The organism is Micromonospora sp. H61 (assembly GCF_018070325.1).
GTDB classification, from domain to species: Bacteria; Actinomycetota; Actinomycetes; order Mycobacteriales; family Micromonosporaceae; genus Micromonospora; species Micromonospora salmantinae.
Genome location: NZ_JAGPXY010000001.1, coordinates 336240 through 363140, shown reverse-complemented (window position 1 = coordinate 363140; position 26901 = coordinate 336240). Strand labels below are relative to the sequence as shown.

12 protein-coding genes are annotated in these 26901 nt (G+C 72.7%); 6 read left to right on the top strand and 6 right to left on the bottom strand.

Annotated features, from left to right (window positions below; all coding sequences use genetic code 11):
* The first annotated feature begins 153 nt into the window (after nt 1–153).
* The 6 genes from KBX08_RS01420 (at nt 154) to KBX08_RS01395 (ending at nt 11261) form a co-directional block, all read left to right on the top strand.
* Entirely contained in the window at nt 154–3387 is a 3234-nt protein-coding gene (locus KBX08_RS01420) for a non-ribosomal peptide synthetase (protein ID WP_210780676.1), read from the top strand.
* Nucleotides 3374–6508: a non-ribosomal peptide synthetase gene (locus KBX08_RS01415; RefSeq protein WP_210780675.1), complete on the top strand. Its 3135-nt coding sequence runs from the start codon at nt 3374–3376 to the stop codon at nt 6506–6508. Before KBX08_RS01420 ends, KBX08_RS01415 begins: the two co-directional genes overlap by 14 nt.
* A gap of 80 nt (nt 6509–6588) precedes the next feature.
* A complete protein-coding gene (locus tag KBX08_RS01410; RefSeq protein ID WP_210780674.1) occupies nt 6589–7302 on the top strand; it encodes a thioesterase II family protein in 714 nt (237 codons plus the stop codon).
* A gap of 10 nt (nt 7303–7312) precedes the next feature.
* A complete protein-coding gene (locus tag KBX08_RS01405; protein WP_210780719.1) occupies nt 7313–8137 on the top strand; it encodes a mycofactocin-coupled SDR family oxidoreductase in 825 nt (274 codons plus the stop codon).
* A gap of 18 nt (nt 8138–8155) precedes the next feature.
* Nucleotides 8156–11029, top strand: a complete 2874-nt coding sequence (locus KBX08_RS01400; protein ID WP_307850423.1) for an amino acid adenylation domain-containing protein — start codon at nt 8156–8158, stop codon at nt 11027–11029.
* Between the two features lie 31 nt (nt 11030–11060).
* Entirely contained in the window at nt 11061–11261 is a 201-nt protein-coding gene (locus KBX08_RS01395; protein WP_210780673.1) for an MbtH family NRPS accessory protein, read from the top strand.
* Nucleotides 11262–11315: 54 nt separating this feature from the next.
* Here KBX08_RS01395 and KBX08_RS01390 read toward each other — a convergent pair whose 3' ends face one another.
* From KBX08_RS01390 to KBX08_RS01365, 6 genes are read right to left on the bottom strand one after another with little or no spacing between them, the layout of a single operon-like run.
* Nucleotides 11316–13337 carry a beta-ketoacyl synthase N-terminal-like domain-containing protein gene (locus KBX08_RS01390; RefSeq protein WP_210780672.1) on the bottom strand — a complete coding sequence of 674 codons (2022 nt, stop codon included), beginning with the start codon at nt 13335–13337 and terminating at the stop codon, nt 11316–11318.
* Complete coding sequence (locus KBX08_RS01385; RefSeq protein WP_210780671.1) at nt 13334–16546, bottom strand: non-ribosomal peptide synthetase; 3213 nt, start codon at nt 16544–16546, stop codon at nt 13334–13336. Before KBX08_RS01385 ends, KBX08_RS01390 begins: the two co-directional genes overlap by 4 nt.
* Entirely contained in the window at nt 16543–21045 is a 4503-nt protein-coding gene (locus tag KBX08_RS01380; protein WP_210780670.1) for a condensation domain-containing protein, read from the bottom strand. The genes KBX08_RS01385 and KBX08_RS01380 overlap by 4 nt, the downstream gene beginning before the upstream one ends.
* A complete protein-coding gene (locus KBX08_RS01375; protein WP_210780669.1) occupies nt 21042–22088 on the bottom strand; it encodes a MupA/Atu3671 family FMN-dependent luciferase-like monooxygenase in 1047 nt (348 codons plus the stop codon). The genes KBX08_RS01380 and KBX08_RS01375 overlap by 4 nt, the downstream gene beginning before the upstream one ends.
* On the bottom strand, nt 22085–25486 hold the full coding sequence (locus KBX08_RS01370; protein WP_210780668.1) for a non-ribosomal peptide synthetase: 3402 nt from the start codon (nt 25484–25486) through the stop codon (nt 22085–22087). Before KBX08_RS01370 ends, KBX08_RS01375 begins: the two co-directional genes overlap by 4 nt.
* On the bottom strand, nt 25483–26808 hold the full coding sequence (locus KBX08_RS01365) for an MFS transporter (protein WP_210780667.1): 1326 nt from the start codon (nt 26806–26808) through the stop codon (nt 25483–25485). Before KBX08_RS01365 ends, KBX08_RS01370 begins: the two co-directional genes overlap by 4 nt.
* Nucleotides 26809–26901 lie beyond the last annotated feature (93 nt).

Below are 26901 nucleotides of genomic sequence, written 5' to 3'. Positions count from 1 at the left end.
CACGCCGCGTCGGCGATCCGATCCGCACGGCGCGGGGCAGCCCCACGAGTCGATGGAAGGACACCGATGGCGATACCGGCCGAAACGCTGAGCCCAGCCGCCGCAGCACGGGACGCCGAACCGTCCCCACGCGACTGGTCCTTCACGAGATGGTTGGCAGCCGGATCCGGGCCGACGGTGCCGGACCAGCCCGCCCACCTGCTGCACGATCTCATCAGCCGCCAGGCGCTGGCGACTCCCGACGCCACCGCCGTCGTGTCCGAGGACCGCAGCCTCAGCTACGCCCACCTGGAGTCCTGGGCCAACTCGTGGGCCGCGCGGCTCCGGGACGAGTACGGCGTCGGGCGCGGTCAGATCGTCGCCGTCTGCGCACCACGGTCCGTCGAGCTCAGCGTGGCGCTCCTGGCCATTCTCAAGAGTGGGGCGGCCTACCTGCCCATCGCCGTGGACTGCCCGGACGAGCGGGCCCGGTACATGCTCGAGGAGTCGCGGGCAGCGGTGGTGCTGGCGCCGGAGCCCTTGGGCCGCCGCTTCGCGGGGACGCTGCCCGTGGTGCCTCTCGATGGCGAGCCCCGGCGGCACGAGCCGGTCGAGTTCGTCCGCCCCGGCGACAGCGATCCCACCGATCCGGCGTACGTCATCTACACCTCCGGTTCGACGGGCCGCCCGAAGGGCGCCGTGCTGAGCCACGCCGGTGTCGTCAACCGGCTGCTCTGGATGCGCCGGGCGTACGACATCCGGGCGACCGACCGGATCCTGCAGAAGACGCCGTACACCTTCGACGTCTCGGTCTGGGAGTTCTTCCTGCCGCTGCTGAGCGGCGCGACCCTCGTCTCCGCCCGTCCGGAGGGTCACCACGACCCAAGGTACCTGTCGGACCTCATCCGGCGGGAGGCGATCACCATCGTGCACTTCGTGCCCGCCATGCTGACGCCGTTCCTCGACGAACCCGGGGTCGGCGGCTGCGGGTCGCTTCGCCACGTCTTCTGCAGCGGCGAGGCGCTGCCCCGGCATACCCAGGACCGCTGTCTCGATCTCCTCGACACCGAGCTGCACAACCTGTACGGCCCGACCGAGGCGTCGATCGACGTCACCGCGTGGACCTGCCAGCGCGACGACAGCCGGCGGTACGTCCCGATCGGCCGACCCATCGACAACATGTTCGCGCTCGTCCTCGACGAGGATCTGCGCCCGGTCCCGGACGGTCAGGTCGGGGAGTTGTACCTCGGCGGCGTGGGCCTCGCGACCGGTTACCTCGCCCGCAGCGAGTTGACCCGGGAAGTCTTCCTGCCCAGTCCGCTCCCCGACGGACCGGACCGGATCTACCGCACGGGGGATCTGGTCCGCCGGCACCCGGACGGCGAGTTGGAGTACTGCGGCCGACGTGACCGGCAGGTCAAGGTGCGGGGTTTCCGCATCGAGCTCGGCGAGGTCGAGAGCCGGCTGTGCGACGTGCCCGAGGTCGTCGAGGCCATCGTCAGCACCGAGAAGACCTCCGGCGGGGCCGACCGGCTGATCGCCTTCCTGCGCCTGCGACCGGGTGCCACGGTCAGCCTCGGCGGCCTGCGCGACGCCCTCGCCGTCCACCTGCCGGAATACATGATCCCGTCGTCGATCCGGCTGGTCGACCGGGTGCCGGTCACCGCCAACGGCAAGGCGGATCTCCCTGCCCTGCATCGGACGGCGGGGCCTCCGCTGGCAGCGGAAGCCCCGTGGACCGCGCCCCGCGACGAGACGGAACAGACGCTGGTCGACCTGTGGGCGACGGTGCTGGACGTTGACCCCGTCGGGGTGCACGACGACTTCTTCGAGCTGGGCGGTGACTCGCTGCTCGGGCTGCGGGTGATCAGTCTTGCCCGGGACGCCGGGCTCCGGCTCACCACCGACGACCTGTTCACCCTGCGGACCGTGGCCCGACTGGCGCCGATCGTCCAGGGTCGCCAGGTCCTCGCCGTCGACCAGGAGCCCGCGTACGGGACGGCGCCGCTGACCCCGATCCAACGGAGATTCCTCGAGTACGACATGGCGGTGCCCGACCACTGGTCGATGCCGTTGGTGCTGGACGCGTCGGACCCGATCGACGTACCGGCGGCCCGGACCGCGTTGCACGCGGTGCTGGCACACCACGACGCGCTCCGTACCCGCCTCGACGCGACCGGAACGCAGACCATCCGCCCGATCGCGCCCGACGCGCCGCTCGACGTGGTCGAGTTCGGGGTCGGGTCCGACCGGCACGCCCAGCTCACCGCCTGGATCACCACCGCCAGCGGGATGCTCGACGTCGGCGCCGGCCGCCTGGTACGCGCCGCGGTGCTGCGCCATTCCGAGGGCGACCGGCTCGTCCTCGCCCTGCACCACGTCGTCATGGACGGGGTCTCCTGGCGGATCCTGGCCGACGACCTCGACGCCGCCTACCGCGCCGCCCGTGCGGGACGCCCGGCCGACCTGCCGGCGCGCACCAACTCGATCCTCGACTGGGCGCGAGCGTTGACGCCGCTCACCGCCGGCCCCGCCCTGGCGGCGGACCGGCGCTACTGGAGCACCCAGTACTTTCCACCGGTCGGCCCGCAATGGCCGGGTCCGGGCACCGGCACGTCGGGATCGGCCCGACGACACACCGCCACCCTCGCCCCGGCCACCACCCAGCACCTGCTGCGGGACACGACCCGCGTCCTGGGCGCACGGATCGACGAGGTGCTCGTCGCCGCCCTCTGGCTGGCCGTCCGCGAGAACCACGGCACGGAGGGCCTGTTCATCGATCTCGAGGGCCACGGCCGCGACCACCTGACCGACGACCTCGACGTGTCACGGACGGTCGGCTGGTTCACCAGCATCTTTCCCGTCCACTTCGAGGCCTCGGCCGACGCCGGTCCACTGGAGGTCCTCCGGGCGGTCCGCGCGCGACTGCGCCGGATCCCACACCGGGGCAGCGGGTACGGCATGCTGCGGTACCAGGCCGCCGACCCCGACCTCCGCGCCGAGCTGGCAGCCCTGCCCACCCCGACCGTCAAGTTCAACTATCTCGGTCGTTTCGACGACCACCGGGGGACCGCGCTGAGCGTCGCGCCCGTGCAGGTGGCACTGGACTCGGCGGAGCGGAACGTGCGTTCCCACCGACTCGACGTCGTCGGTCTCGTGTCGACCGAGGGCCTCCGGACCGAGTGGGAGCACGTGCCCGAGCTGGACGACCCGGTCACCGTGCGGAACCTCGCCAGCGCGTTCAACCGCCACCTGCACGCGTTCTGCGACGCGGCGGACGAGACCCAGCGGGCCAGCGGGGACATCGCGGTCGACCCCGGTCGCCTCGGGCTCGATGCCGGGGACCTGAGCACCATCGCGGCGGCCATCGCCCGGATCGACGGAGGGGACGACGATGCCCACGCTTGAGGCCGTCAACGAGTTGACCCGCACCCAGCACGGCATGTTGGTGCACTGTCTGAGCGAGCCCGACGCCGACCACTACCTGGTGCAGGCCTTCCGCGACCTGACCGGACCGGTCGATCTGCGACTGCTGCGCCGCGCCGTCGAACTCCTGCACGAGCTGCACCCAGCCCTGCGCAGCGCGTTCATGTGGCAGGGCATCAAGCAGCCCGTCCAGGTGGTGACCAGCCGGGTACGCCCCGACTACACCGAACTGGACCTCACCCCCTACGGTGCGGATCCGCAGGACCAGCGGTGGCGGGACCTGCTGGGCGCCGACCGGAGCCGTGGCCTGCGCCTGGACGCGCCGACGCCGTGCCGGTGGACCGTCGTCCGTCTCGGCCCCGAGCGGCTGCGGATCCTCTTCACCCACCACCACCTCCTGCTGGACGGCATCAGTCTCGCCCTCGCATGGCGGGACCTCGCCCAGACGTACGCGCACCTGTGCGATCCGCAGCAACCGATGCCCGGGGCGCGACCACCGGTGCACGCCCTGCTCGCCTGGCGCGACGGCCGGGACCGGTGGTCCGAGGAGCTGTTCTGGCAGGACCAGCTGCGGGACCTCGACACCCGTGAGATCGAGATCGGGCAACTGGAACGCCGCACCGACGAGGGCTGGGGAGAGGAGCGGCACGCCCTGCCCGAGCGGCTGCTCGGTTCGTTGCGGACACTCGCCCGCACGCGTCAGGTGTCCCTGAACTCCGTCCTGCACGCGGCCTGGTGCATCCAGGTGGCCAGGTACACCGACGCGGACGATGTCGTCGTCGGCACCGTCTTCGCCGGTCGACCGGACGCGCTGGCCGATGCGCAGCAGATGGTGGGCACGTTCCTCAACACCCTGCCGCTGCGGCTCCGCGTCCCGGGTGACGCCACCGCCGTGGCTCTCATCCAGGCGGTGCACGACCGGCTCACCGAGCTGCGCGCGTACCAGGACACCTCGCTGTCGGAGGCGCTGCAGTTCGCCGGCCTACCGACCGGGCGGCTGGTCTTCGACTCGATAGTGGTGTCCGAGAGCTATCCGCTGGCGGACCCGGCCGAGTGGGGCACCGCGCGGTCCACCCCCGGCGAGGTGCTGGAGAGCCCGCACTTCCCCCTGACGCTCGTGCTGCGCCCCGAGGCGGGCGAGGTGGTGCTGCGGCACGACGGGCGACGGTTCACCAGCCTCGTGGCGCGGCGGATCCTGGACCACTTCCTGACCCTGCTCGAAACCCTGACGACGGCCGATCCCGACACCCCGGTCCGGGAGCTGGCCATGCTCCCCGAGCACGAGCGGCGCGACCTGGAGAGGCACGCGGGGCGGCCCGCCGCTGGCACCTGGCGGACCCCGATGCCCGAGGCGTTCGCCGCCTCCGTCGGTCGTACCCCTGATGCCGTCGCCGTGCGCGACGGCGACCGTATGATCACCTACCGCCAGTTGGCCGAGCGTGCCGACCGCCTGGCAGCGGGCCTGATCGAACGTGGCGTCCGGCCCGGGTCCGTGGTGGCCGTGAGCCTTGCGCCCAGCATGGCGGCGGTGGTGACTGTGCTGGCGGTCTGGCGAGCCGGGGCGGTCTACCTTCCCCTGGACCCGGGTCAGCCGGAAGAGCGCCTACGGTTCATCGTCCGCGACGCCGGGGCGGTGCTGGTGGTGACGGGTGACCGGCCCGGGTGGGCGGACGACCTGCCCGTGGTCCGACCCGACCTGGTGACGACCACCGGACCGACCACCGGGGACGTGGTGACCGACCCGCAGGACGTCGCCTACATCATCTACACCTCCGGGTCGACCGGTGAGCCCAAGGGCGTGCGGGTCCAGCACGGCCCACTGGCCCACTACGTGTGGTGGGCGGTCGACCGGTACCTCACCGGGGCCGACGGCGGCGTGCCGCTGCACTCGTCGCTGGCCTTCGACCTCGGCCTGACCAGCCTCCTTTGTCCGCTGGCGGCAGGCCGGACGATCGTGGTGGCGCCGCCCGAGGGCCTGGCGGACCTGCTCGCCGGCCACCACCGGTTCGCCTTCGTCAAGGTGACGCCCGCCCACCTGGGCCTGCTCTCCACCTGGCCGGGCGTCGCGCGTGCCGCGGCGACCGCTCGGACCTGGGTCGTCGGTGGGGAGGCCCTGCACCACGAGCAGACGGCGCCCTGGCTGCGGGCCGCGCCGGAAACCGTCATGATCAACGAGTACGGGCCCACCGAGGCCGTCGTCGGTTGCTGCGTGCACACCGTGACCTCGCCCCCGGACAGCGGTCCGGTGCCCATCGGGCGACCCATCGACGGTGCCCGCCTCTACGTCCTCGACCGCTCGGGTCACCCCACGCCGATCGGGATGCCCGGTGAGCTCCACATCGCCGGCCCGGCGCTCGCCGCCGGATACGTCAACCGTCCCGAACTGACCGCCCAGCGCTTCCTGGCCGACTGCACCGGCCAGCCCGGTCGGATGTACCGCACCGGCGACCTGGCCTGCCTGACGCCCGACGGCACGCTGCACTACCTGGGCCGTCGCGACGACCAGGTGAAGATCCGTGGTTATCGCGTGGAACTGGGGGAGATCGAGGCCAGGACGCGGGCCACCGGCCACGTCGGCGAGTGCAAGGTGATGCTGCGGCGGGACCCGGAGGGCCAGGAACGGCTCGTGTCGTACGTCGTGCCGACGGGCGACCGGCTCGACGAGACCGCGCTGCGGGAACTGCTCGCCAGAAACCTGCCCGCCTACATGCTCCCGGAGCGGGTGGTCCGGTTGGCGACGATGCCGCTGACCCGCAACGGGAAGGTCGACGTCGCAGCCCTGCCGTCTCCCGAGTGGACCACCGAACGCGCGGCCACGTCGCCGCCGCGAACAGCGACCGAGCGGCTCGTCGCCGACATCTGGGCGCGGCTGCTCGGCGTGGGATCGGTCGGCTCGGACGACGACTTCTTCTGCCTGGGTGGTCACTCCCTCCTCGCCGCCCGGGTGGTCAACGACGTGCAGGCCGGCAGCGGGGTCTGGCTACCGGTGAGCAAGATCTTTCAGCTGCGTACCGTTGCCGAGCTCGCCGCCTGGATCGACGCGGAAGGTGCCGCCGACCCGGCTCCGCCGGCCATCGTCCGGATCGCGCGACGGGCCAGATGACGGCGCGATCTCCGTACACCTGAGCAGGTTGCGGGCGCCGGGACCGGCGCCTGCTGCCCCGAGGAAGAGAGGCGCATGTTGTGGACGAGACCACGCTGATCTGTCTGCCCTTCGCTGGAGCCGGCGCGGCGTTCTTCCGGCCCTGGCAGCGGCAGGCCCCGCAGGGTCTGCGCATCCTGCCGGTCCAGCTCCCCGGCCGGGAGGAACGCTTCGTGGAGCCGCCGCACACGGACGCGGCGCAAGCCACCGACGAGGCGTGCGCCCTGGTGACCGGTCATCTCGCCGCCGGGGCGCCCGTCGCCGTGTTCGGGCACAGCATGGGCGCCGTGCTCGCGTACGAACTCGCGCATCGGCTGGAGGCCGCCGCCGGCGTGCGCCTGGAACGGCTCTTCGTCAGCGGCTCACCCGGACCGTGGTCGGGGCGTACCGAGTGGGTGGGCGATCTACCCGAGGAACAGTTCCTCGCGAAGGTCCGCGTCATCGCCGGCTACGCCCACGCAGCCCTCGACGACCCCGAGATGAGGGAGCTGCTGCTGCCCACGCTCCGGGCGGACGTACGCCTGCACGAGTCCTACCGTCCCACCTCGGACCGCAGGCTCAGGACGCCGATCAGTGCGCTGCGGGGCCGGCAGGACGGGCTGGTCAGCGCGGCCCAGATCGCCCAGTGGGCGGAGGCCACCGCCGGCGGGCTCCGCACGTCGGAACTCGACGGGGGCCACATGTACCTCACCGAGCAGCCCGGTCAACTGCTCGACCTGATCGCCGCGGAACTTCGTACGGTCGAGGTCGGGTGAGGCGGTGACCATGCGACTTGCCGGCCGGACCGCGCTGATCACCGGGGCCGCCCGCGGACTGGGGCGGGCCGTCGCGGTCGCCTTCGCCCGGGAGGGGGCCGACCTCGCCCTGCTCGACATCGCCGCGGACCTGCCCGGAGTTCCGTACCCGTTGGGCTCGGCCAGTCAGCTCGCCTGTACCGCGGACCTCTGCCGGGAAGCGGGTGCCGGCGTGCTCACCGGCACGGTGGACGTACGTGACCTGGCGCAGGTCGAGCAGGCCGTGGCGGAGGCGGTGGGGCGCTTCGGCGAGCTCGACGTCCTCGTCACCAATGCGGGAATCGCTGCTCCTTCGGGACGTGCCGCACACGAGATCACCGAGCGGGAGTGGCAGTTGATGATCGACGTGGACCTCAGCGGGGCCTGGCGGACCATCCGAGCGGTCGGCGGCCGGATGGCCGAGCGCGGCTCGGGCAGCATCATCAACATCGCCTCCACGGCCGGCCTGGTCGGCTACCGACACTTCGCGGGTTACGTGGCTGCCAAACACGGGATCATCGGGCTCACCAAGGCCGTCGCGTTGGACTACGCGCCGCGCCGGGTCCGGGTCAACGCGCTCTGCCCCGGATCGGTGCGCGATGACCCGCGCGTGGAGGGACGGATGCTCGCCGAGATCGCGCGGTCCCTCGACGTACCGGTCGCCGAGCACGAGGAGACGTTCGTCCAGGCGCAGCCGATGAACACGCTCATCGAGCCCGACGACGTCGCCGGCGCCGCCCTCTGGCTCGCGTCGGACGAATCACGCCAGGTGACCGGCAGTGTCCTGACCGTCGACGGCGGCTTCACCGCCCGCTGACCCGTGGAGCTGAGCAGAGTGACCCCATCGTTCACGCAACCCGGCTTCGCCCGGATCGTCGGGGTGGACACCCCGGAGTCCGCGCTCTGTCACGCGCTTGCGGTGCGGCTCACCGAGGACGTCGACGCCGAAGCGCTACGCCACCGGTTCGACACGGCCGTGCGGCGGTGGTGGCCCGGTCCCGCCGACCGTACGCCCACGCTGTGGAGCGAAGCGGTGCCGTCGGCCCGGGGCACCCCACTCGCCCGGCACCGGCTGCGTACCGAGATGCATCGACCGGTGAGCCGGACCGGACCCGTACTGCGCGCGGTGGTGCTGACCTACGCCGACGCCTCGCGCGACCTCGTACTGACCGGCCATCGCGGCACGCTGGACCCGCCCTCGCTGCGCGTGCTGGCCGAGGTGCTCACCGGGCGGCGCAGTCCGGACCCACTGACCGCGCAACCGCTGCCCGCCGAGGTGACAGCTACCCCACGCCGTACGCCGAGCGGGGGTCGCCGGGTGGAGTGGGGGATGGGCGACGCCCAGGCCGGCGACCGGACGGACGTCTTCCGGCTTCCCCTCGGGGCCGCCGCCGGCGACCCGCTCACGAGCCTGAGCGCGGCGGCGGTCGTGGTTCTCAGCCGGTACGAGGGGCGGGAGGTGGTGCGCACCGGACGGGTGCGGTCCCCGGCTTCCCGGGCGTCGGAGGCACTCGGCGCCTTCGACGAGGTGGCAGTGCTGACGGTCGACCTGTCCCGGGTCCGCTCGAACGAGGACCTGCTCGACTCGCTCTCGACCTCGCCGGACGTGTCCCCGCAGGACACAGCGGAACGGAGGCCGGACGTCGGGGTGCTGGAGGTCGCCGCCGCGGCGGGAGAGGCGGACATCCCCGCCGAACTCCCCTGTCAGAGCGCGCTCTTTCCGCTCACCCTGGTCCTGGCCCCCGGGGCGGACGGCACGACGGACGTGGAGGTCCGGCACCAGGTCCGGCACGTCGGCGCGGCGGCGGCACGCGCCTACGCCGAGTGCGTCGCCCTCGTGCACCGACAGCTCACCGAGCGCCCCGACGGCCTGGTACGCGACCTCGACCTGCTCGACGCCGAAGCGGGGGCACGCCAACTGGCCCTCGGGCTGGCACCCGAGAGCGCGCCGCCGCGCCCGCGTCGGATCGACGCGCTCTTCGACGAGTGGGCGGAGCGCCACCCCGGCGCCGTCGCGCTCCGTCGCGGCGACGCTGCCCTGACGTACGGGCAGCTCCGCGAGCGGGCCGACCTCGTCGCCGCGGGGCTACGCCTGCGGGGAGTGCGGCCCGGCGACCACGTCGGCATCTGCCTCGACCGGTCCCTGGACCTCGTCGTGACTATGTTGGCGGTGCTCAAAGCCGACGCGGTGTACGTCCCGATGGACCCGAGCCACCCCCCGCAACGGCGCGCCCACATCGTGCGGGACGCCGGTCTCCGCGTCGTCGTGTCAGACCTGCCGGACTTCCCCGGCGGCGACGGGTCGGTCCTGGGCGTGGCGGAGCTGGTCCGGGCAGGCGGCGCGGGCGGGCCGGCCGTCCCGCGGCGAGGGCCGGGAGACGCGGCGTACGTCATCTACACCTCCGGATCGACCGGCCGCCCCAAGGGGGTCGAGGTTCCGCACCGCAACGTCACGGGCCTGGTGGCCGCCACCCGGGACGATTTCGCGTTGCATCCCGACGACACGTGGACGCTCTTCCACTCCAGCGCGTTCGACTTCTCCGTCTGGGAGATCTGGGGGGCGCTGCTCACCGGGGCGACACTCGTGGTGGTGCCCTACGACGTCAGCCGATCGCCAACCGAGTTCCACGAGTTGCTGGTGCGCGAGCGGGTGACGGTTCTCAACCAGACGCCGTCGGCGTTCGGCCAGCTCATGGAGGCGGACCGGCGCAGCGCGGCACCCCTGGCGGTGCGCCTCGTCGTGTTCGGCGGCGAGCCGTTGGACACTCGCGTCCTGCTGGGCTGGTTCGACCGGTACCCGGAGGACCGCTGCCGGTTGGTGAACATGTTCGGGATCACCGAAACCACCGTGCACGCGACAGCCCAGACCGTGACCCGGCGGGAGGCGTTGGCCGGGACCCGATCGGTGGGCCGGGCGCTGCCCGGATGGCGGCTGTACGTGCTCGACCCACAGGGTCGGCCGGTGCCCACCGGGGTGACCGGTGAGATCTGGGTGGGTGGCGCGGGAGTCGCGTCCGGATACCTGGGGCTCCCGGAACTCACCGCCGAACGGTTCCAGCCCGATCCGTTTCTCGAAGGCCGCCGGTACCGCAGCGGCGACCTCGGCAGGTTCCGGCCCGATGGCTCCCTGGAGCACCTGGGGCGGCTCGACGATCAGGTCAAGGTGCGGGGGTTCCGCGTCGAGTTGGACGAGATCCGGAACGTGCTGCTGGACGACCGGGCCGTCCGGGCGGCTGCGGTGCTGGTCAGCGGCGATGCGCTGAAGGACGCCGCCACGGTCCGCATCGACGCCTATGTCGTGCTCGATGGCCAGGACACCGAGGCGGTTCGCCGGCGGGCGTCGAGGATCCTGCCGGAATACATGGTGCCGACCACGCTCACCGCACTCGACGCGCTGCCGCTGACCGGCAACGGCAAGCTCGACCCCGACCGGCTTCCCGCGCCGGCCACGCCTGCCTCGCCGCCGAAGGCCACGGCGGGGAAGCCCGCGGGGCTGTCCGGAGACCTCGCCGAGGTGTGGGAGTCGGTGCTGGGCGTGTCGGTGGGGCTCGACGACAACTTCTTCGCGCTCGGCGGCAACTCGCTCTACGCGGTGCGGATCGGGTCGGCGATGCGGGAGCGCGGGCTGCCCGCGCTCTCGATGCGCCAGCTCTACCTGACGCCGACCGTTCGCGCGCTGGCCGCCGATCTCGACCAGCAGCGGTCCTGACCCCCCAACGAGGAGAGAGAGGCACGTCGCCATGTCCCAGAGCGAGCCGACACATCAGGTGGTCCGCAACGACGAGGGGCAGTACTCGGTCTGGCCAACTGAGCACGAGCCCCCGCGCGGATGGCGGGTCGAGGGCTTCTCCGGTAGCCGGGACGACTGTCTGGCACATGTGGAGCAGGTGTGGACCGACCTGCGGCCGGTCAGCCTGCGCGAGCGGATGGGGCCGTCCTGACCGCGGTCACGGTGTCGGCGGCATCCACCGGTGCCGGCGACCTCCGGTAACCGCCTACGCGGACGCGCGGGACGCCGTCTCGGCCTCGCTGAGCAGGGCGTCGACCAGATCGTCCGACGCGGCCCGATCGTCCCGCGCCACCCGCGCGGCCAGGTCATGCAGGCTCTCGGCGTCGAAGAAGGAATCGAGGTCGACGTCCAGGCCGAATCGGTCGCCGATCCTGCCGGCCAGCGCGACAGCGCCCAGGGAGTCCCCGCCGGCCGCGAAGAACGACCGGTCCAGGTCGTCGCCGTCGGCCAGCCCCAGGACTTCGCAGATCATCGCCAGGACCACCTGTTCGCTCGGCCGGCCCGACTCGGGCGTCCGGTCCGTCGGCATGGTGGCGACGTCGCCCAGGCTCCGCCAGCCGAATCGCTCGCCGCGCAGCAGCGTGCCCGGCAGGTTGACCCGGCGGCCCACCGTCGCCGGCCAGTCGACGTCCGCGCCGGAGACCCAGGCGGCGTAGTGGCTGGCCCACCCGGGCAGAGCCGGTGCACGTCCGGCCGCCACCTGCTCCAACGCCGCAACGGCCTCCGCCGGCGTGGACGCGACCACCACCGCCCGGGCGGGCAGCGCGGCCCGGGCAGTCCGCAACGTGTACGCCACGTCGGCCACACACGGGGCACCGGGCCGGCGCAGCGCCTCGGCGAGCCGCTCGGCGGTGGCGGCGAGCTGGGCCGGACCGGTCGCGGACAACGGAAGCACCTCCGCGCGCGGTACCCGTGCGGTCGGGGCCGGCTCGACCGGATCCGCCTGACCCACCACGACGTGCACGTCGGTGCCGCCGATACCCAGACCCGACACCCCGCCGAGGCGGTGTCCGTCCGGCGGCGCCGGCCACTGTTCGGTCTCGGTCACCAGCCGCAGCGGCCCGGGGCCGTTCGGCTCGACGGCCGCCATCGGCCGGTCCACCCCGGCCGTCGGCACCAGCGTGCGGTGTTCCAGCATGAGAATGACCTTGATCAGGCCGGCCACCCCGGCGGCCGCGTCGAGATGCCCGACGTTGCCCTTGACCGAGCCGACGGCACATCGGTTGCCCGACCCGATCGCGTTACCGGCCGCCTCGGCTTCGATCTGGTCGCCCAGCGCTGTTCCGGTCCCGTGCAGCTCCAGGTACTGCGCCCGGGCCGGAACGGTGCCGGCGGCCGCCCACGCCTCGGTGATCGCCCGCGAGTGTCCGTCCACCCCCGGAGCGGAGAACGCGGCCCGCAGCGCGCCGTCATTGGTCATCGCACTGGCGTGGATGACCGCCCGGATCGGGTCACCGTCGGCCACCGCGTCCTCCCAGCGGCGCAGCACGACGAGACCGGCGCCGCACCCACTGACCGTGCCCGCCGCGGCCTCGGCGAACGGTCGGCATCGCCCGTCGGCCGCGAAGATGCCGCCCTCCTGGTAGCGGTAGCCGACCGCGGCCGGGGTGTCCACCGACACCCCACCGGCCAGCGCCACGTCGCACTCGCCGACGAGCAGGGCCCGCGCCGCCAGGTGCACCGCGGTCAGCGAGGTCGAGCACGCGGTCTGCACGGTCACGCTCGGTCCGGTCAGCCCGAACCGGTACGACAGCCAGGGAGCCAGGAACTCGCGATCGGTGAGGATCCGCAGTTGCAGATCGCCGAGCTGAGCGCGCAGCGCCGCGTCGGCCAGCGTGGCGATCATGTGCTCGGACTGACCGCCGCCGACGAACACGCCGGTGGCGGCCGGTGCCCGGGAGGGGTCGTACCCGGCGTCCTCGAACGCGGCCCAGGCCGATTCCAGCAGCAGACGATGCTGCGGGTCCGCGACGGTCGCTTCCGGCGCGGAGAACCCGAACAGCCCGGCCTCGAACCGGTCGGCGTCGTCGAGAAAGCCCTTGGCCGGGACGTAGTCGGGGCGCTGTCGCTCCTCGACCGGCACCCCGGAGGCCGCCAGCGTCTCGGCGTCGAAGCGGCGGATCGAGCATCGCCCCGTCCGCAGGCTCGTCCAGTACTCGCCGACGTCGCTGGCGCCGGGGAACCGAGCACTCATGCCGACAACGGCCACATCAGTCGTCACGTTCACGGAATTCTCCTGTCGCTCGTCCTGTCCTTCGCCGCGCCGCGGGCGGATCCCAGCACCAACGCCCGTCGTTCGCCACGACGCCGCGCATCCCCGAGATCGACCGACGCCGGGCCGATCTCCATCCGCCTGGCCAGCGCCGCCACGGTGGTGTGCCGGAACAGGTCCATCAGGGTGATCTGACTCTCCGGCCAGGACCGGAGCCGCTCCACGACGGCCAGGGCGCGGATCGAATTGCCGCCCAGATCGAAGAAGTTGTCGTTGACGCCGACCCGGTCCACCTCCAGCGCGGCGGCCCACACCTCGGCCAGTCGGCGTTGCATCGGGGTCACCGCGGCCACGTACGCATGTGTCAGCGCGGGCCGGACCGCCTCCACCGCGGGTAGCCGCGAGCGGTCCACCTTCCCGGTCTGACCCTGCGGGAGGTCGGGCAGCGGGACGAACACCTCCGGCACCATGTACTCCGGTAGCCGGTCGGCGAGCCAGGTCCGCAGCGACTCCGGCCCCGGCGCGACTCGGGCGGCGACCACGTAGGCCGCGAGCCTGCGGTGCTGGCCGTCGCCCCGGACCGCGACGGCCGCCCGGGCCACCTGCGGGTGGCCGGACAGCACCGACTCGACCTCCTCCAACTCGATCCGGAAGCCGTGCAGTTTGACCTGGTGATCGGTCCGGCCGAGGTACGTCAGCATGCCGGCACTGTCGTACCGGGCGAGGTCGCCGGTGCGGTACATCCGGGATCCCGGCGGCCCGAACGGGTCGGGCACGAAACGCGCGGCGGTCTCCCGCGCCCGCACGGCGTACCCGTCGGCGAGCCCTCGTCCCGCGAGGTAGAGCTCACCGGGCACGCCGACCGGCACCGGGCGCAGTCGGCCGTCCAACAGGTAGGCCCGGTGGTTGGGCAGCGGACGGCCGATCACCACGGGCCGGTCGACCGTCAGGTCCGCGCTGGTGGTGAACACGGCGGCCTCGGTGGGGCCGTACGCGTTGATGATCCGGCGACCGGGCCGAGACCACCGGGCGACCAGTTCCGCCGGGCACTGCTCGCCGCAGAAGGCGAACGCTCTCAGCGCGGGGAGCGCCTCCTCGTCGTACGGAAGCGACATCCCCGCCGACGGTGGCAGGAAGCACCAGGTGATCCGGGCGTCCCGGAGCCGGGCGAGCAGTGGCCGGCCGAGCCGTTCACAGTCGGCGGCGACGTGCAGTTCGGCGCCGGCCACCCAGGTCATGAAGTAGTCGGCCACCGCGACGTCGAACGTGACGGAGACGAACTGCAGGACGCGGTCCTCGGCGTCGAGTCCGAGACGACGGGCGACGGCGGTCGCCAGATTGGTCAGCGCGGGGTGGCCGACCCGGACGCCCTTGGGCTGTCCCGTCGATCCGGACGTGTAGATCAGGTAGGCGAGGTCACTGTCCGGGCGGCGTCCGCGGTGCGCGGTCGCTCGCGACACCTCGCCGGCGGTGCGCGCCGCCGCGTCGAGCAACAGCACAGGAAGATCGCAGGCTGCTGCCTCGACGGCGGTGTCGGCCCGGGCGATGACCACCTCCGCGCCCGCGTCGGCCAGGATGAACCGTATGCGTTGCGCGGGTTGCCAGGGATCCACCGGCAGATAGGCGCAGCCAGCGCGCAACACCCCCAGGGCAGCCACCCCGAACTCCGCGCCGCGCGGCAGGAGGAGGGCGACGACCGAGCCGGGACCGGTGCCGGCCGCACGCAGCCGGTCGGCGATCCTGTCGGCCCGGCTGACCAGGTCCCGATAGCTCACCACGTGTCCGTCGGCGACCAGCGCGGTCTGCTCGGGGTGGGCGGTGGCCCGCTGAGCGATCAGTTCCGGTACCCGGGCGTTCGGCACCACCTCGTCGGTGTGGTTCCAGTCCCGCAGCATCATGCGGCGGGACTCGTCGTCGAGCAGTTCGGCGGTCTCCACCGGCTGGTCGGGCGCGGCGAGCAGTCCATCGATCAGGGTGGCGAAGGCACGTGCCCAGTGCCGCATGGTCGACGGCTCGAACAGGTCGGTCCGGTAGATCAGGCGTAGCGAGAGACCGTCGCGGGTGTTCTCCAGGTAGCCCAGCAGATCGGACTTGGCCGCCGTCACGCCGGCGTCGACCCGCCGGACCCGGGCGTCGGGCAGCGCCAACTCGCCGGCCGCGTCGTCGTACGAGAACATGGCCTGGACCACCGGGTCGTGGCTGAGCCGTCGCTCGGGCGCCAGAGCGGCCACGACCTCGGTCCACGGCGCCGCCTGTCGCGCCCTCGACCAGGCCAGCCGGTCGCGGACACGACGCACCATCGCGACGAACGACGGGTCACCGGACAGGTCGACGCGTACCGCCACGGTGTTGGTCAGCAGCCCGACCACGTCCTGCAGGTCCGGGTGGTCCCGACCCGCGACCGGCACGCCGACCAGCAGGTCGGTGGCACCGGACACCCGACCGAGGAACACCCCGAACGTGGCCAGCAGGACCGCGAAGTCGGTGCTGCCGGTCCGGGCCGCGACGGCCCGGACGCGCTCGGCCACGTCGTCGCCGAGGGGCACGGCGACGCTGTCGCCCGCGGCCGACTGGATCTGCGGCCGGGTCCGGTCGGCCGGCAGCGCCAGAACGTCCGGCACGCCGGCCAGCTCAGCCCGCCAGTCGGCGATGGCCTCGCCGTAGCCACCGGAGCTGAGCAGGTCGTGCTGCCACACCGCCACGTCCGGGTACTGCAACGGCGGCGGCTCCAGGCCACCACCGGCGTACGCGGTGGCCAGATCCCGCAGGAGGATGGCGACCGACCAACCGTCGCAGACCAGATGGTGTACCACCAGCAGCAGACGGTGGCTGCCGTCGGTGAGGCCGTAGATCCGGCAGCGCAGCAGGGGGCCGTCGGCCAGATCGAACGGTTCACGCGCCGCGTCCGCCATGACGGCCGGAACCTCAGCCGGCGACCAACCGTCGGTCACCCGCACGTCCACGGTCGGCTCGGCGGCGACCGCCTGGACGAAACGTCCGTTGCGGACCGGGAAGCTGGTCCGCAACGCCTCGTGTCGGCGGATCACGGCGGTCAGCGCCCGGCCGAACGCCGCCGGGTCGAAGGAACCGTCCACCGCGAACGCGATGGGCACGTGATACTGGGCGCTCCCCGGCTGCAACTGTTCGAGCACCAGCAGCCGCAGTTGTCCGGGCGAGACCGGAAATTCCGCCTCGCCGGGGCCGCCCCCGGGTGCGCCGGTCACGACCCCTCCTCGCCGCCGGCCGAGGCGATCCGGTCGAGGGCGGCGGACCACCGCCGCGCGAACTCGGTCACCTCGCTCTCGGACAGCGTGTCCGCGGGGTAGGCCAGCGTGGTCAGCAACCGCAGGCCCCGGTCGTCCATCGCCGCGACCACGCCCACCTCGAGCGCGTGCTGGATCGGGATGGCGTCCACGTCGACCAGACCGAGCATCTCGGTGTCGTCCTCCCCGGTGGCCCGGAACCTGCCGTAGTAGTTGAGCGCGACGTCCGCCGCAGGCTCGGCGGCGAGCGCGGCGGCGGTATCCGCGTTGGCGTACCGCAGGAGCCCGAAGTCCAGGCCGTTGAGCGGAATGTCGTGCAGTTGGGCGGTCACCGCACGCACCATCGGCGCGATCCCCCCGGGGGCCGTCCAGAATGCCTCGACGGCCGCCGGTCCCGGATCGATGAGGGCCGGGAAGACGGTGGTGAACCAGCCGAGGGTCCGTGAGACGTCGACGCCCGGGATCGGCGCCTCCCGGCCGTGTCCCTCCAGATCCACCAGCAGTCCGCTACCCGCGCCACGCCAACTGACGGCAGCGGCCACCAGCGCGGTCATCAGGATGTCGTACGGACCGCACCCGTAGCGCGCGAGCACCGGGCCGAGCAACGAGCCGGTCGGTCCGGCCGGAAGTTGCACGTTCACCATCCGCCGTGGCCCGCTGGCCGGACGGTCGGACAGCCGGGTGCCGGGGGCCCGCAGCACCGACCGCCAGCGTTCCACCTCCGCGCCGATCGTGCCGCTGCGGCGCCGTAGCATCAGCGCCCACTCCCGGTACGACGTCTGACCCTGGGAGTCCGGTGGCGCCTGCCCGCGCAGCCGGTCGAGCAGGTCGTCCCGCAGCAGTTGTACCGAGGCGCCGTCCACGGCCAAGTGATGGGCCACGAGGACCAGGACGTCGGTGTCGCCGCCGGTGACGATCCGGGTCGCCGCGAGCATCCGACCGGCGGTCGGGTCGAGCCGGGTGCCGGTCGCGATCCGGTGCACGGCCTGGTCGATCAGTTCCGGCGGCTGGTCGGTGCCGTCCCATTCGTCCACCGTCGGCGGCGGGGTCTCCGCGACGGGAAGGATCCGAAGGTGCCAGTCCGGGCCGGCGGTCTCGACCAGGCGAAGCCGGGCGGCCGGGTGTGCCTCGACGAGGGCGTTCACCGCCGCCAGCAGGTCGTCATGGGCCACCCCGGCCTCGATGGACAGCCGCAGCGACACGGTGAAGGCGGAGATGTCACCGCCGATCTCGTGCCACCACTGGACGATCGGGGGCGGTGGTAGCGCGCCCTCGGGGGCATCGGTGGCTACCGGGAGGGAGTCGTCCAGTTCGGTCGCCACCTGGCTGAGCGCCACCGGGGTCTGCCAGGTGTAGAGCTGCCGGACGGTGATCCGGCGCCCCGCGGCGCGGGCCCTGCCGACCAGCAGGATCGCGCGGATGCTGTCGCCGCCGGAGGCGAAGAAGTTGTCCTCCGGTCCGACCTCGGCGCAGTCGAGAAGCTCGGCGAACAGCCGGCGGAACAGTTCCACGTCCGGGGTGTCGACGGCCGGTGGACGGGAAGACGCCAGGTCGGGCGCGGGCAGCGCGGCGCGGTCCACCTTGCCGCTCGGGGTGAGCGGGAGGGCGTCCAGGACCGTTACGGCGCCGGGCACCAGATGTCGGGGTAGCGCCGCCTGGCAGGCGGCGATCAGCCGATCCGGTTCGACGGTGGCACCAGCCTGCGGCAGGACGTAGGCCACCAGGGCGGGCCGTTGCGGGGCGTCGTCACGGCACACCGCCAGGGCCCGGGTCACGCCGGGCTGGGCGGTCAGCACCTCCTCGATCCGCTCCGGTTCGATCCGGTGGCCGTCCAGCACGATCTGGTCGTCGACGCGACCGAGGTAGTCCAGTTGGCCGTCCGGACGGCGGCGTACCAGATCGCCGGTGCGGTACATGTGTGCCTCGGGGGTACCGGCGAACGGGTCGGGGACGAAGCGGTCGGTGGTCCCGCCTGGCCGGCGCAGGTATCCCGGCGACACACCGACGCCGCCGACGTACAGCTCACCCGGCACGCCGAGCGGGAGGGGACACAGGTCGGCGTCGAGCACGTACGTCCGCGTCCCCCGCGTCGGTCGTCCGATCGGCACCCGTCCGGTTCCCGGTGTGAGGGGATCGGTGACCGTCGCCACGATGGTCGTCTCGGTCGACCCGTACGCGTTGTGCAGCCGTCGTGGCACGTCGCCCGCGACCCAGGTACGCACCAGATCGGGCGGACAGACGTCGCCGCCGACACAGATCACCCGGAGTGTCGGGTGGCCGGCGGCCGGCACGGTGGCCAGTGACGTCGGCGTGGTCAGCAGGGCGCTGATCCGACGATCGTCGAGGAACGCGCCGATCTCGGTCCCGGTTGCCGTATCGGCGGGCCCGACCACCAGAGCGGCGCCGGCGGTGAAGGCCAGGCACATCCCGGCGACCAGGTGATCGCAGTTCGGCGCGCTGAGCTGGGCGACCCGGTCGTCGCCGGTGAGGGCCAGCCGCTCGGTGAGGTCCGCGGCGAACACGCCGAGCGCGTGCCGGGTGATCGGCACCGTCGCCGGTCGGTCGCCGGAGGCGGTGTGCCGGACGTACGCCACCCTCGGCAGCGCGGCTTCGCCGGCCAGCGCCGTGAGGCGCGGGGTCGCGACCGCCCCCGGACCATCCTCCAGGGTCACCAGGACGGCCGGCGTCGTGGCGGCGAGCAGCACGTCCCGCCGTCCCGGGGGGAGAGCGGGATCGACCGGCAGGTAGGCGGCGCCGATCCGGTCCGTGGCCAGCGCCATGACGGCGAGTTCAGCCGATCGGGGCAGGGCGAGCGCGACCACGTCGTGCGGCCGGACGCCGGCCGCGCGCAGCCGGGCCGTGGCGCTGTCGACCTCGGCGTGCAGCCGCGCGTAGGTCCACGCCTCGTCGGCGGCCTCGAGCGCCACCGCGTCCGGTCGCTGGGTCGCCCATCGGGCCACCGAATCGGAGAGCGACGGAGCCGGTTCCGGTTCGGCCAGCTCCACGTCGAGCGGTTCGGACACCAACGCCCCTCGGCTGACCGGAGCCTCCGGACTCGACACCAGACCGGCGAGCAGGACCGCGAAGCTCTCCGCCCACGACGCGGCGGTGGCCGGGTCGCAGGCGTCGGTCCGGATCTCGAACGTGCCCTCCAGGTCGCCCTGCTCGGACTCCCGCACGATGCAGACAAGGTCGTATTCGCCACCGGTGTGGATCCGTCGTGGCTCGCTGATGGTGTGCAGGTCGACGTCGCCCTGCCGGCGCGGCAGGTACATGAACACCCACTGGAACAGCGGCGAGACGCCCGGCGTCCGAGGTGGGTCCACCGCCGCGACGATTCGTCCGACGGGGACGTCAGCGTTGACCATCAGGCTCGGGAACTCGGCCGCGAAGTCCTTCACCAACCGGGTGAACGTGTCGGTCGACTCGAACCGCCAGCGGGTCGGTACCACGTTCATTACGTAACCGACGACATCGCGCAGTCCACGGGCGGTCCGGTTGGCGAGCGGAGTGCCGATGAGCAGGTCCGGTTCGCCGGTGAGCCGATGCGCGAGGACGGCGAACGCGGTGGCGAGCACGCTGTAGACGCTGACGCCCTGCGACGCGGCGCAGGCGCGTACGGCCGGTGCGATGTCGGCTGGCAGTCGAATCGGCACCTGGGCGATGCTGTCCGGCCCGCCGCGTTGCGCGGCGCCAGTGCCACGGACGGCCAGCGGGCCCCGTACACCGTCGAGGTGGCGCTGCCAGAACGTGAGCTGGGCACCGAAGACACCGGACGCCTCCAGCTCCCGTTGCCACCCGGCGAAACTCGCGTAGCGGACCAGGGGTGGGTCGGCATCCGGTGGGACGCCGTTCCGCAGCGACTGGTAGGCCCGCACCAGGTCGCGGTGCAGCACGTCGAACGACCACCAGTCGGTGACGATGTGGTGCAGCGTCAGGCAGAGGACCGACCGCTGCTCGTCCAGTGGCAGGTGGCAGCCGCGGATCAGTTGGTCGCTGTCGAGCCGGAACGGCCGCCGGCTGAACTCCTCGGTGACGCGCCGGGCCGCCTCGTCGTCGGCCACGTCGACGCGCTCCAGCCGGAACGGCCCCCGCTCGGGAAAGTCGACCCGCAGATCGCCGGCTTCTCCGGTGATTCGCAGCCGTAACACCTCGTGGCGCTCCTGCAGCCAGGTCAGCGCCCGTTCCAGCAGCGAGACCTGCACCGGCTCGTGGAAGTGGTAGGCAACCGACAGGTTGAGCGACGCCCCCGGGTAGAGGGTCTCGTACACCCAGAGATCCTCCTGAGCCGGGCTGAGGCGCTCCGGTGTGTCCTCGTCGAGGGGCGGAATCACCGCCGGAATCTCCGCTGTACGTCCGGCCGCGACCAGTTGGCGGAGGACGCCGATCCGTTGCTCTCTGCTGAGCCGGAGGAAGCGTTCGCCGCGGGACAGCGGGGAACGATTCGGCGCGGAATTCATGTCTGGTCCACCTCCACGGTGGCCGGTGCGATGCGCCGCAGACCGGCCAGGATCTCATCGATCGGGATTCCGAAGTCGACGAAGCAGGCCACCTCGTCGCAGCCGATGTCGGCCAGGTCGGCGAGCGACCGCGCGCAGGTCTCGGGGGAGCCGATCAGGCTGCCCCAGTCGACGTATCGGCGTAGGGCCAGCTCGACCAGGCGGTCCAGCTGCGCCTCGGGCAGGGAGTCGACGGCCGGTGTCGCCGGGTCACCGTTCGTGGCCAGCTGCCCGAGGTAGGACCGCAGGTAGCGGCGCAGCGGCGGTCCGGCGATCCGCAGCGCCGTGTCGTCGTCGGCGCCGGCGTACGTGTGGGCCATGAGCGTCACCGTGCCCGGCCCGGTCCCGGTGTCCCGATATGCCTGCCGGTACCGGCGGATCTTGCCGGCCAGCTCCGCCCGGGTCTGGCCCATCGTGGCCGCGAGGACGTTCACACCCAGCTTGCCGGCCTGTTCCCAGGTGGCCGGGTTGCCGGAGGTGGTCAACCAGAGCGGCAGTGTCGACGAGATCGGTCGCGGCCCAGGGGTCACGGTGGCCTTTGCTCCGGCACCGTCCGGGAGGGTCATCGTGTCTCCGCACCACAGGCCGCGCAACAGCGGCACGGCGGCGGCGACCCGGTCCCGGCGATCGTCGTAACGGTCCGGGGCGAGGACGAAGTCCTTCGAGTGCCAGCCGGTCGCCAGGGAGATGCCGGCTCGGCCGCCGGAGAGGTTGTCGACGATCGCCCAGTCCTCGACGATCCGTAGGGGGTGATGCAGCGGAAGGACGACGCTGCCGGCCCGTAGCTGGATGCGCCGGGTGGTGACGGCGAGTGCCGCGGCCAGCACCGCCGGGCTGCTGAACGCCTGCCCGATCTGTTGGAAGTGCCGTTCCGGGAGCCAGACGGCGTGGTAACCGCCGGCGTCGGCGGCGGAGGCCACGCGCAGCACGCGGTCGTACGCCTCTCGATGGCCGTTGTCGGTGCTGGCGTCGTCGGCACCGAAGAAGAGCACGCTCAGGTTCATTTGTCGACTTCCTTGGTCGGGGCGTGGATGTCTCGGTGGCGGGGCGCTCGGGGGATCGGGGGCAGTGGTCGGTCCGTGCTGCGCGACAGCGCGCTGGCCAGCGCGGACACCGTGGGGTGACTGAAGATCATTGCCGTGGAGACGGGGAGTCCCTGCCGGCTGAGCCGTGCGGCCGCCCGTACCGCCGTCAGGGACGAGCCGCCCAGCCGGAAGAAGTCGTCATGCGGCGTGACGGCCGGCGTGTCCAGGAGTTCGGACCAGACGTTGCTGATCAGCCGGACGAGCCGGGAAGCCGGGGCGGTGGACACAGTGGGAGACGGTTCGGAGGGCGGCGCCTCGGTGGGTTCCGCCGTGGCCGCGAGCAGCGTGCTGATCCGCGCGGTGGCCGGTCCGGTGGTGATCGCCGTGAGGGCGGTCTGCAGGCCGTCAGCCATGATCGAGGCGTCGAGGGCCGGGCCCGTACCGTCGCGTTGTTCGACGGCGACGGTGAGGCCGCCGGCCTCCTCGGTCACCTCGACGAGGAGGCCGTACCGGGGGGCACGGGGGCGCACGACGCGCACCGTCGCCTCGACGCCGGGGAGCGACAACGTGGTGCCGGAGTTGTTCTGCAGGACGAGGGCGATGTCGGTGAAGGGCATCCGCCCGGGGACGCGGGGCGGGTTCAACCGTTGCACCACCAGGTCGAACGGGATGTCCTGGTGAGCGAAGGCGGCGACGTCCGCGGCCCGGACGCGACGAAGCAGCTCGGCGATGTCCGGATCGCCGGCGAGATCGCACCGCAGCACGACCTGATTGACGAAGAAACCGACGAGGTCGTCCGCGGCCGGGTCGTGCCGGCCGGCCACCGGGGCGGCGACCACGACGTCGGTGCTGGTCTGCGCCCGCCGGAGCGCGACGGCCAGCGCGGCGTGCAACACCATGAACGGTGTCACGCCGTGGCGGGCGGCGGTGGCGGCCACCGCCGCCGAGGCGGTCCGGTCCAGGTGCCGCAGCTCGGTCCTCATCCCGGTGCCAACGGGCCACGCGGAGCGGGGTCGGAGGCCGTCGAGCGTACGTCGCCAGAAGGCGAGCTGACGGGCGGACGTACTGCCAGGGTCGTCCGGAGCGCCGAGCCGGTCGGCTTCGGCCCGGTGGTACTCGGCGTGGCTCGGCAGCGCGGGCCACTGCGGCGGCCCACCGGCCAGCCGAGCGGCGTACGCGTCGCCGAGGTCGCGCAGCAGCGGGCGCAGGGACCAACCGTCGACCGCGATGTGGTGCATCGTGAGCAGCAGGGTGTGCTCGTCGGGGGCCGGCCCGGGTGACAGCGTGACCCGTAGCGGAACCTCGCGGGCGAGGTCGAACGCCCGGGTGGCGGCGCGTCTGACGGCGTCCGGGCCGGCGGTGTGCAACGGCACGTCGACCTCCGCGGCTGGCCGCACCACCGCTCGGGGGGAGCCGTCCTCGGCCGGGAACACCGTGCGCAGTGGCTCGTGCCGTGCCACGACGTCCCGGATCGCCGCCGTCAGCACGGTCGCGTCGAGCGGCCCCCGCAGCGCGATGCGGATAGGCACGAGGTACGCCGGTCCCGCGCCGGCCTGGTCGAGCAGCCACAGCCGCCGCTGCGCCGGGGACAGCACGGTGGCGTCTGCCGGCGCGGGGGTCGGGGTCGGGCTCGCCGGCTCGCGGAGTTGGTAGCCGTCCAGCCGCCGGGCCAGCGCCGCGACGGTCGGGTTGTCGAACAGTTCCGCGATGTCGAGCGCGGCACCGGTGGTGGCGTTGATCCGGCTGAGCACGCGGACGGCGCGGAGCGAGTCACCGCCGAGCGCGAAGAAGTCGTCCGTGCGGGACACCGACGCGGTCCCGAGGACGTCCCCGAAGACCCGGCCGACCAAGGACTCGGCTGGTCCCCGGGACGCCTCCGCCGCCGATCCACCGGCGGGCGCGGGGACGAGTCGGCGCAGCGCGGCCCGGTCCAGCTTGCCACTGGCGGTACGTGGCAGGTCGTCGACCACGACCAGCGTGTCGGGGACCAGATGCTCGGGCAGGTGTCGGGCGGCGTACGGCCGGAGCTGCCGCTCGACGGCCGCCGGGTCGGCGGCGTCCGGTACCACGTAGGCGACCAGTCGGGTGGATTCGGCGTCGGCGGCCACGGCGACGCGGTCGACGGCCGGGCTGCGGGACAGGACGCTCTCCACCTCCTCCGGCTCCACCCGGAATCCGCGGATCTTGAGTTGGTTGTCGAGCCGACCGGCGAAGTGCAGCAATCCGTCCGGGTCACGCCAGGCCCGGTCGCCGGTGCGGTAGAGACGCGTACCGGTCCCACCGGGGTCCGGCACGAATCGGTCGGCGGTCTCGCGGGGCCGGCCGAGGTAGCTCAGGGCGACGCCGGCGCCGCCGGCGTACAGATCGCCGATCTGGCCATCCGGCACCGGCCGGAGCCGCTCGTCGAGAAGCCGCACCGGCTTGCCCGGCAGCGGGGTGCCGATGGGCACGTCCGGCGCCTCGGCGTCAGCCGGCCGGACTCGGTGCAGGGTCTGGAAGATCATCGTTTCGACCGGGCCGTACCCGTTGTAGAGCCGCAGGTGCGGATGCCGGGCCATGATCCGTCCGAGGTGCGCCGGTGAGGCCGCCTCGCCGCCCGTGATGACGGTGTGCACACCCGCGAAGACGTCCGGCATCTCGTCGACGACCACGTTGAACAAGCTCGCCGACAGGTAGGCGGCGGTCACGCCGGAGCGGGTGAAGAGCGTGGCCAGCCGCGCCGGGTCGATGCGTCGCCCCGGGTACAGCACACAGGAGCCGCCGGTCAGCAGTGGGCTCCACACCTCGAGCGCGTGGGCGTCCCAGGAGATCGGCGCGCACTGCAACCACCGCTCGCCCGGCCGGCAACCGCGAGCCAGCAGCGCGGCGATGGTCGCGGTCACCGATCGGTGGGTGGCGACCACGCCCTTGGGGCGGCCGGTGGATCCCGAGGTGAACATCACCCAGGCCGGATCGTCGGGCGCCGCGGTGAACCGCGGCGGCTGGCGCGATGCCGCCGGTGGTCGCGGCGAGATCAGACGCCGATGGGGTACGACCGGATCGCGACCGTCAGACACCAGGACGTCGATGTCGGCGTCGATCCCCATGGTCCGGCGGCGGTGCGGCGGCAGGGCGGGGTCGAGCATGAGGCAGGCTGCGCCGGCCTTGAGCACGCCCAGTTCGGCCACCACGAGGTCGACCCCGCGTGCCAACTCGATGCCGATCGTGCGCCCGGTCAGCGCGGTCTCCGGCGCGATGGCGGCGGCGAGTCGGTCGGAGAGTTCGTCCAACTCCCGGTACGTCATGGTCCGGTCCTCGGCGATCAGCGCGACGGCGTCCGGCGAGCCGGCGGCGACCCGGCGGAAGGCATCCGGAACGGTGGAGTCGGCCGGGATCACGACGCCATCCGCTCTGGCCGGGCGACGAGGTCACCATGGCCGGTACGGCCGTCGGGCAGGTCCGGTACGAGGATGTCGATGTCACGGAGCGGGGGCCAGGCCTGCGCGCACAGCGCGACCGCGACGCCGCCCACCCCGGCGATCAGCAGCATCACCGCCATGCCGCTGCCCGGTCCCGAACCGACGAGCGGGGCCAGCGCGGTCACGAGGGCCGGCGCACCCCCGTCCAGTGGTTCGAAGACCTCATCGGCCAGCGGCCCCGCCACACCCATCGCCAGGGGGACCGACGCGTCGCCGATGAGCTGCATCGCTCCGAACATCCGGCCCTGCGTGCCGGGTGGCACCTTGGTCTGCACTATCGACTGGATGTCGGTGTTCACCACGGCCAGTGCGGCCGACCCCGCCAGCACGCCGGCGCACCAGAGCGGCACCCGACGCACGCAGCCGACCAGGACGAGTGAGCCGAGACAGGCGGCGACGATCCCCAGGTTCACGGTGCTGATTCGAGACCGCTTCCAGGTTCGTGCCCCGGCGAGCAGTCCGCCGGCGATACCCCCGATGCCGGAGCAGGCCATGACCGTCGCCAGCGCGGCTGAGTCACCGGTCTGCCGCAGGATCATCGGCTGCGTCACGATGAGACCGAAGACCATGCAGAGGTTCACCATGAACACCATCGCAGCCAACCCGCCGAAACTGGGCGTGTCGCGCATCAGCCGGAGTCCGTCCAGCGACTCACGCAGTACGCCTCGCGGCTCGGTGGCCGGCTCCGCCGGACCGCGCCGGGCCGGGAGCGGCACGCACCAGACCGTCACCAGGGCGACGACGAGCGCGACCACGTTGGTCCATACCGTGCTCCGCAGCCCACCGACGGCGAGTAGACCTGCGGCCAGTGCGGGGCCGAAGACCTCGGCCGCGCTGCGCGCGGTCGCCAACAGGGCGTTCGCCCGACGGAGGTGTTCCCGGCCCACCATCAGTGGCACGGCCGAGGACAGCGCCGGGTACTGGAACGCGGCTGCGACGCCCAGCAGCGTGACCACCAGGTAGAGGCCGGGCAGCGGGATCGCGGTAGCGGACGTCGCGACGGCGAATCCCACGACGATCACCAGACCGCCCAGGCCGGACAGTTGCAGCGCCACCCGCAGCCGGCATCGATCGATCAGCGCGCCGGCCAACGGACCGAGCAGGATCTGCGGCAGCACGGCACAGAGCGCGAGGAGGGCCACCGCGGTCGCGCCACCGCCGTGCTGCCACGCGTGGACGACGAAGGCGAAGCGGAGGACCGAGTTGCCGACCACCGCGACGATCTGACCAGACCACAGCACCAAGAAGGGTGTGAAGGAGCGCCGTGCCGGGTGAACGTCCGTAGCTGCCACGTCTCAGGTGTGCCAGCGTCGGACTTCGACTCACTATCGAAC

Coding starts and splice junctions, on each gene's coding strand:
- KBX08_RS01415 (WP_210780675.1), top strand. CDS start 3,374: ATGCCCACGCTTGAGGCCGTCAACGAGTTGACCCGCACCCAGCACGGC.
- KBX08_RS01405 (WP_210780719.1), top strand. CDS start 7,313: ATGCGACTTGCCGGCCGGACCGCGCTGATCACCGGGGCCGCCCGCGGA.
- KBX08_RS01395 (WP_210780673.1), top strand. CDS start 11,061: ATGTCCCAGAGCGAGCCGACACATCAGGTGGTCCGCAACGACGAGGGG.
- KBX08_RS01380 (WP_210780670.1), bottom strand. CDS start 21,045: ATGAATTCCGCGCCGAATCGTTCCCCGCTGTCCCGCGGCGAACGCTTC.
- KBX08_RS01375 (WP_210780669.1), bottom strand. CDS start 22,088: ATGAACCTGAGCGTGCTCTTCTTCGGTGCCGACGACGCCAGCACCGAC.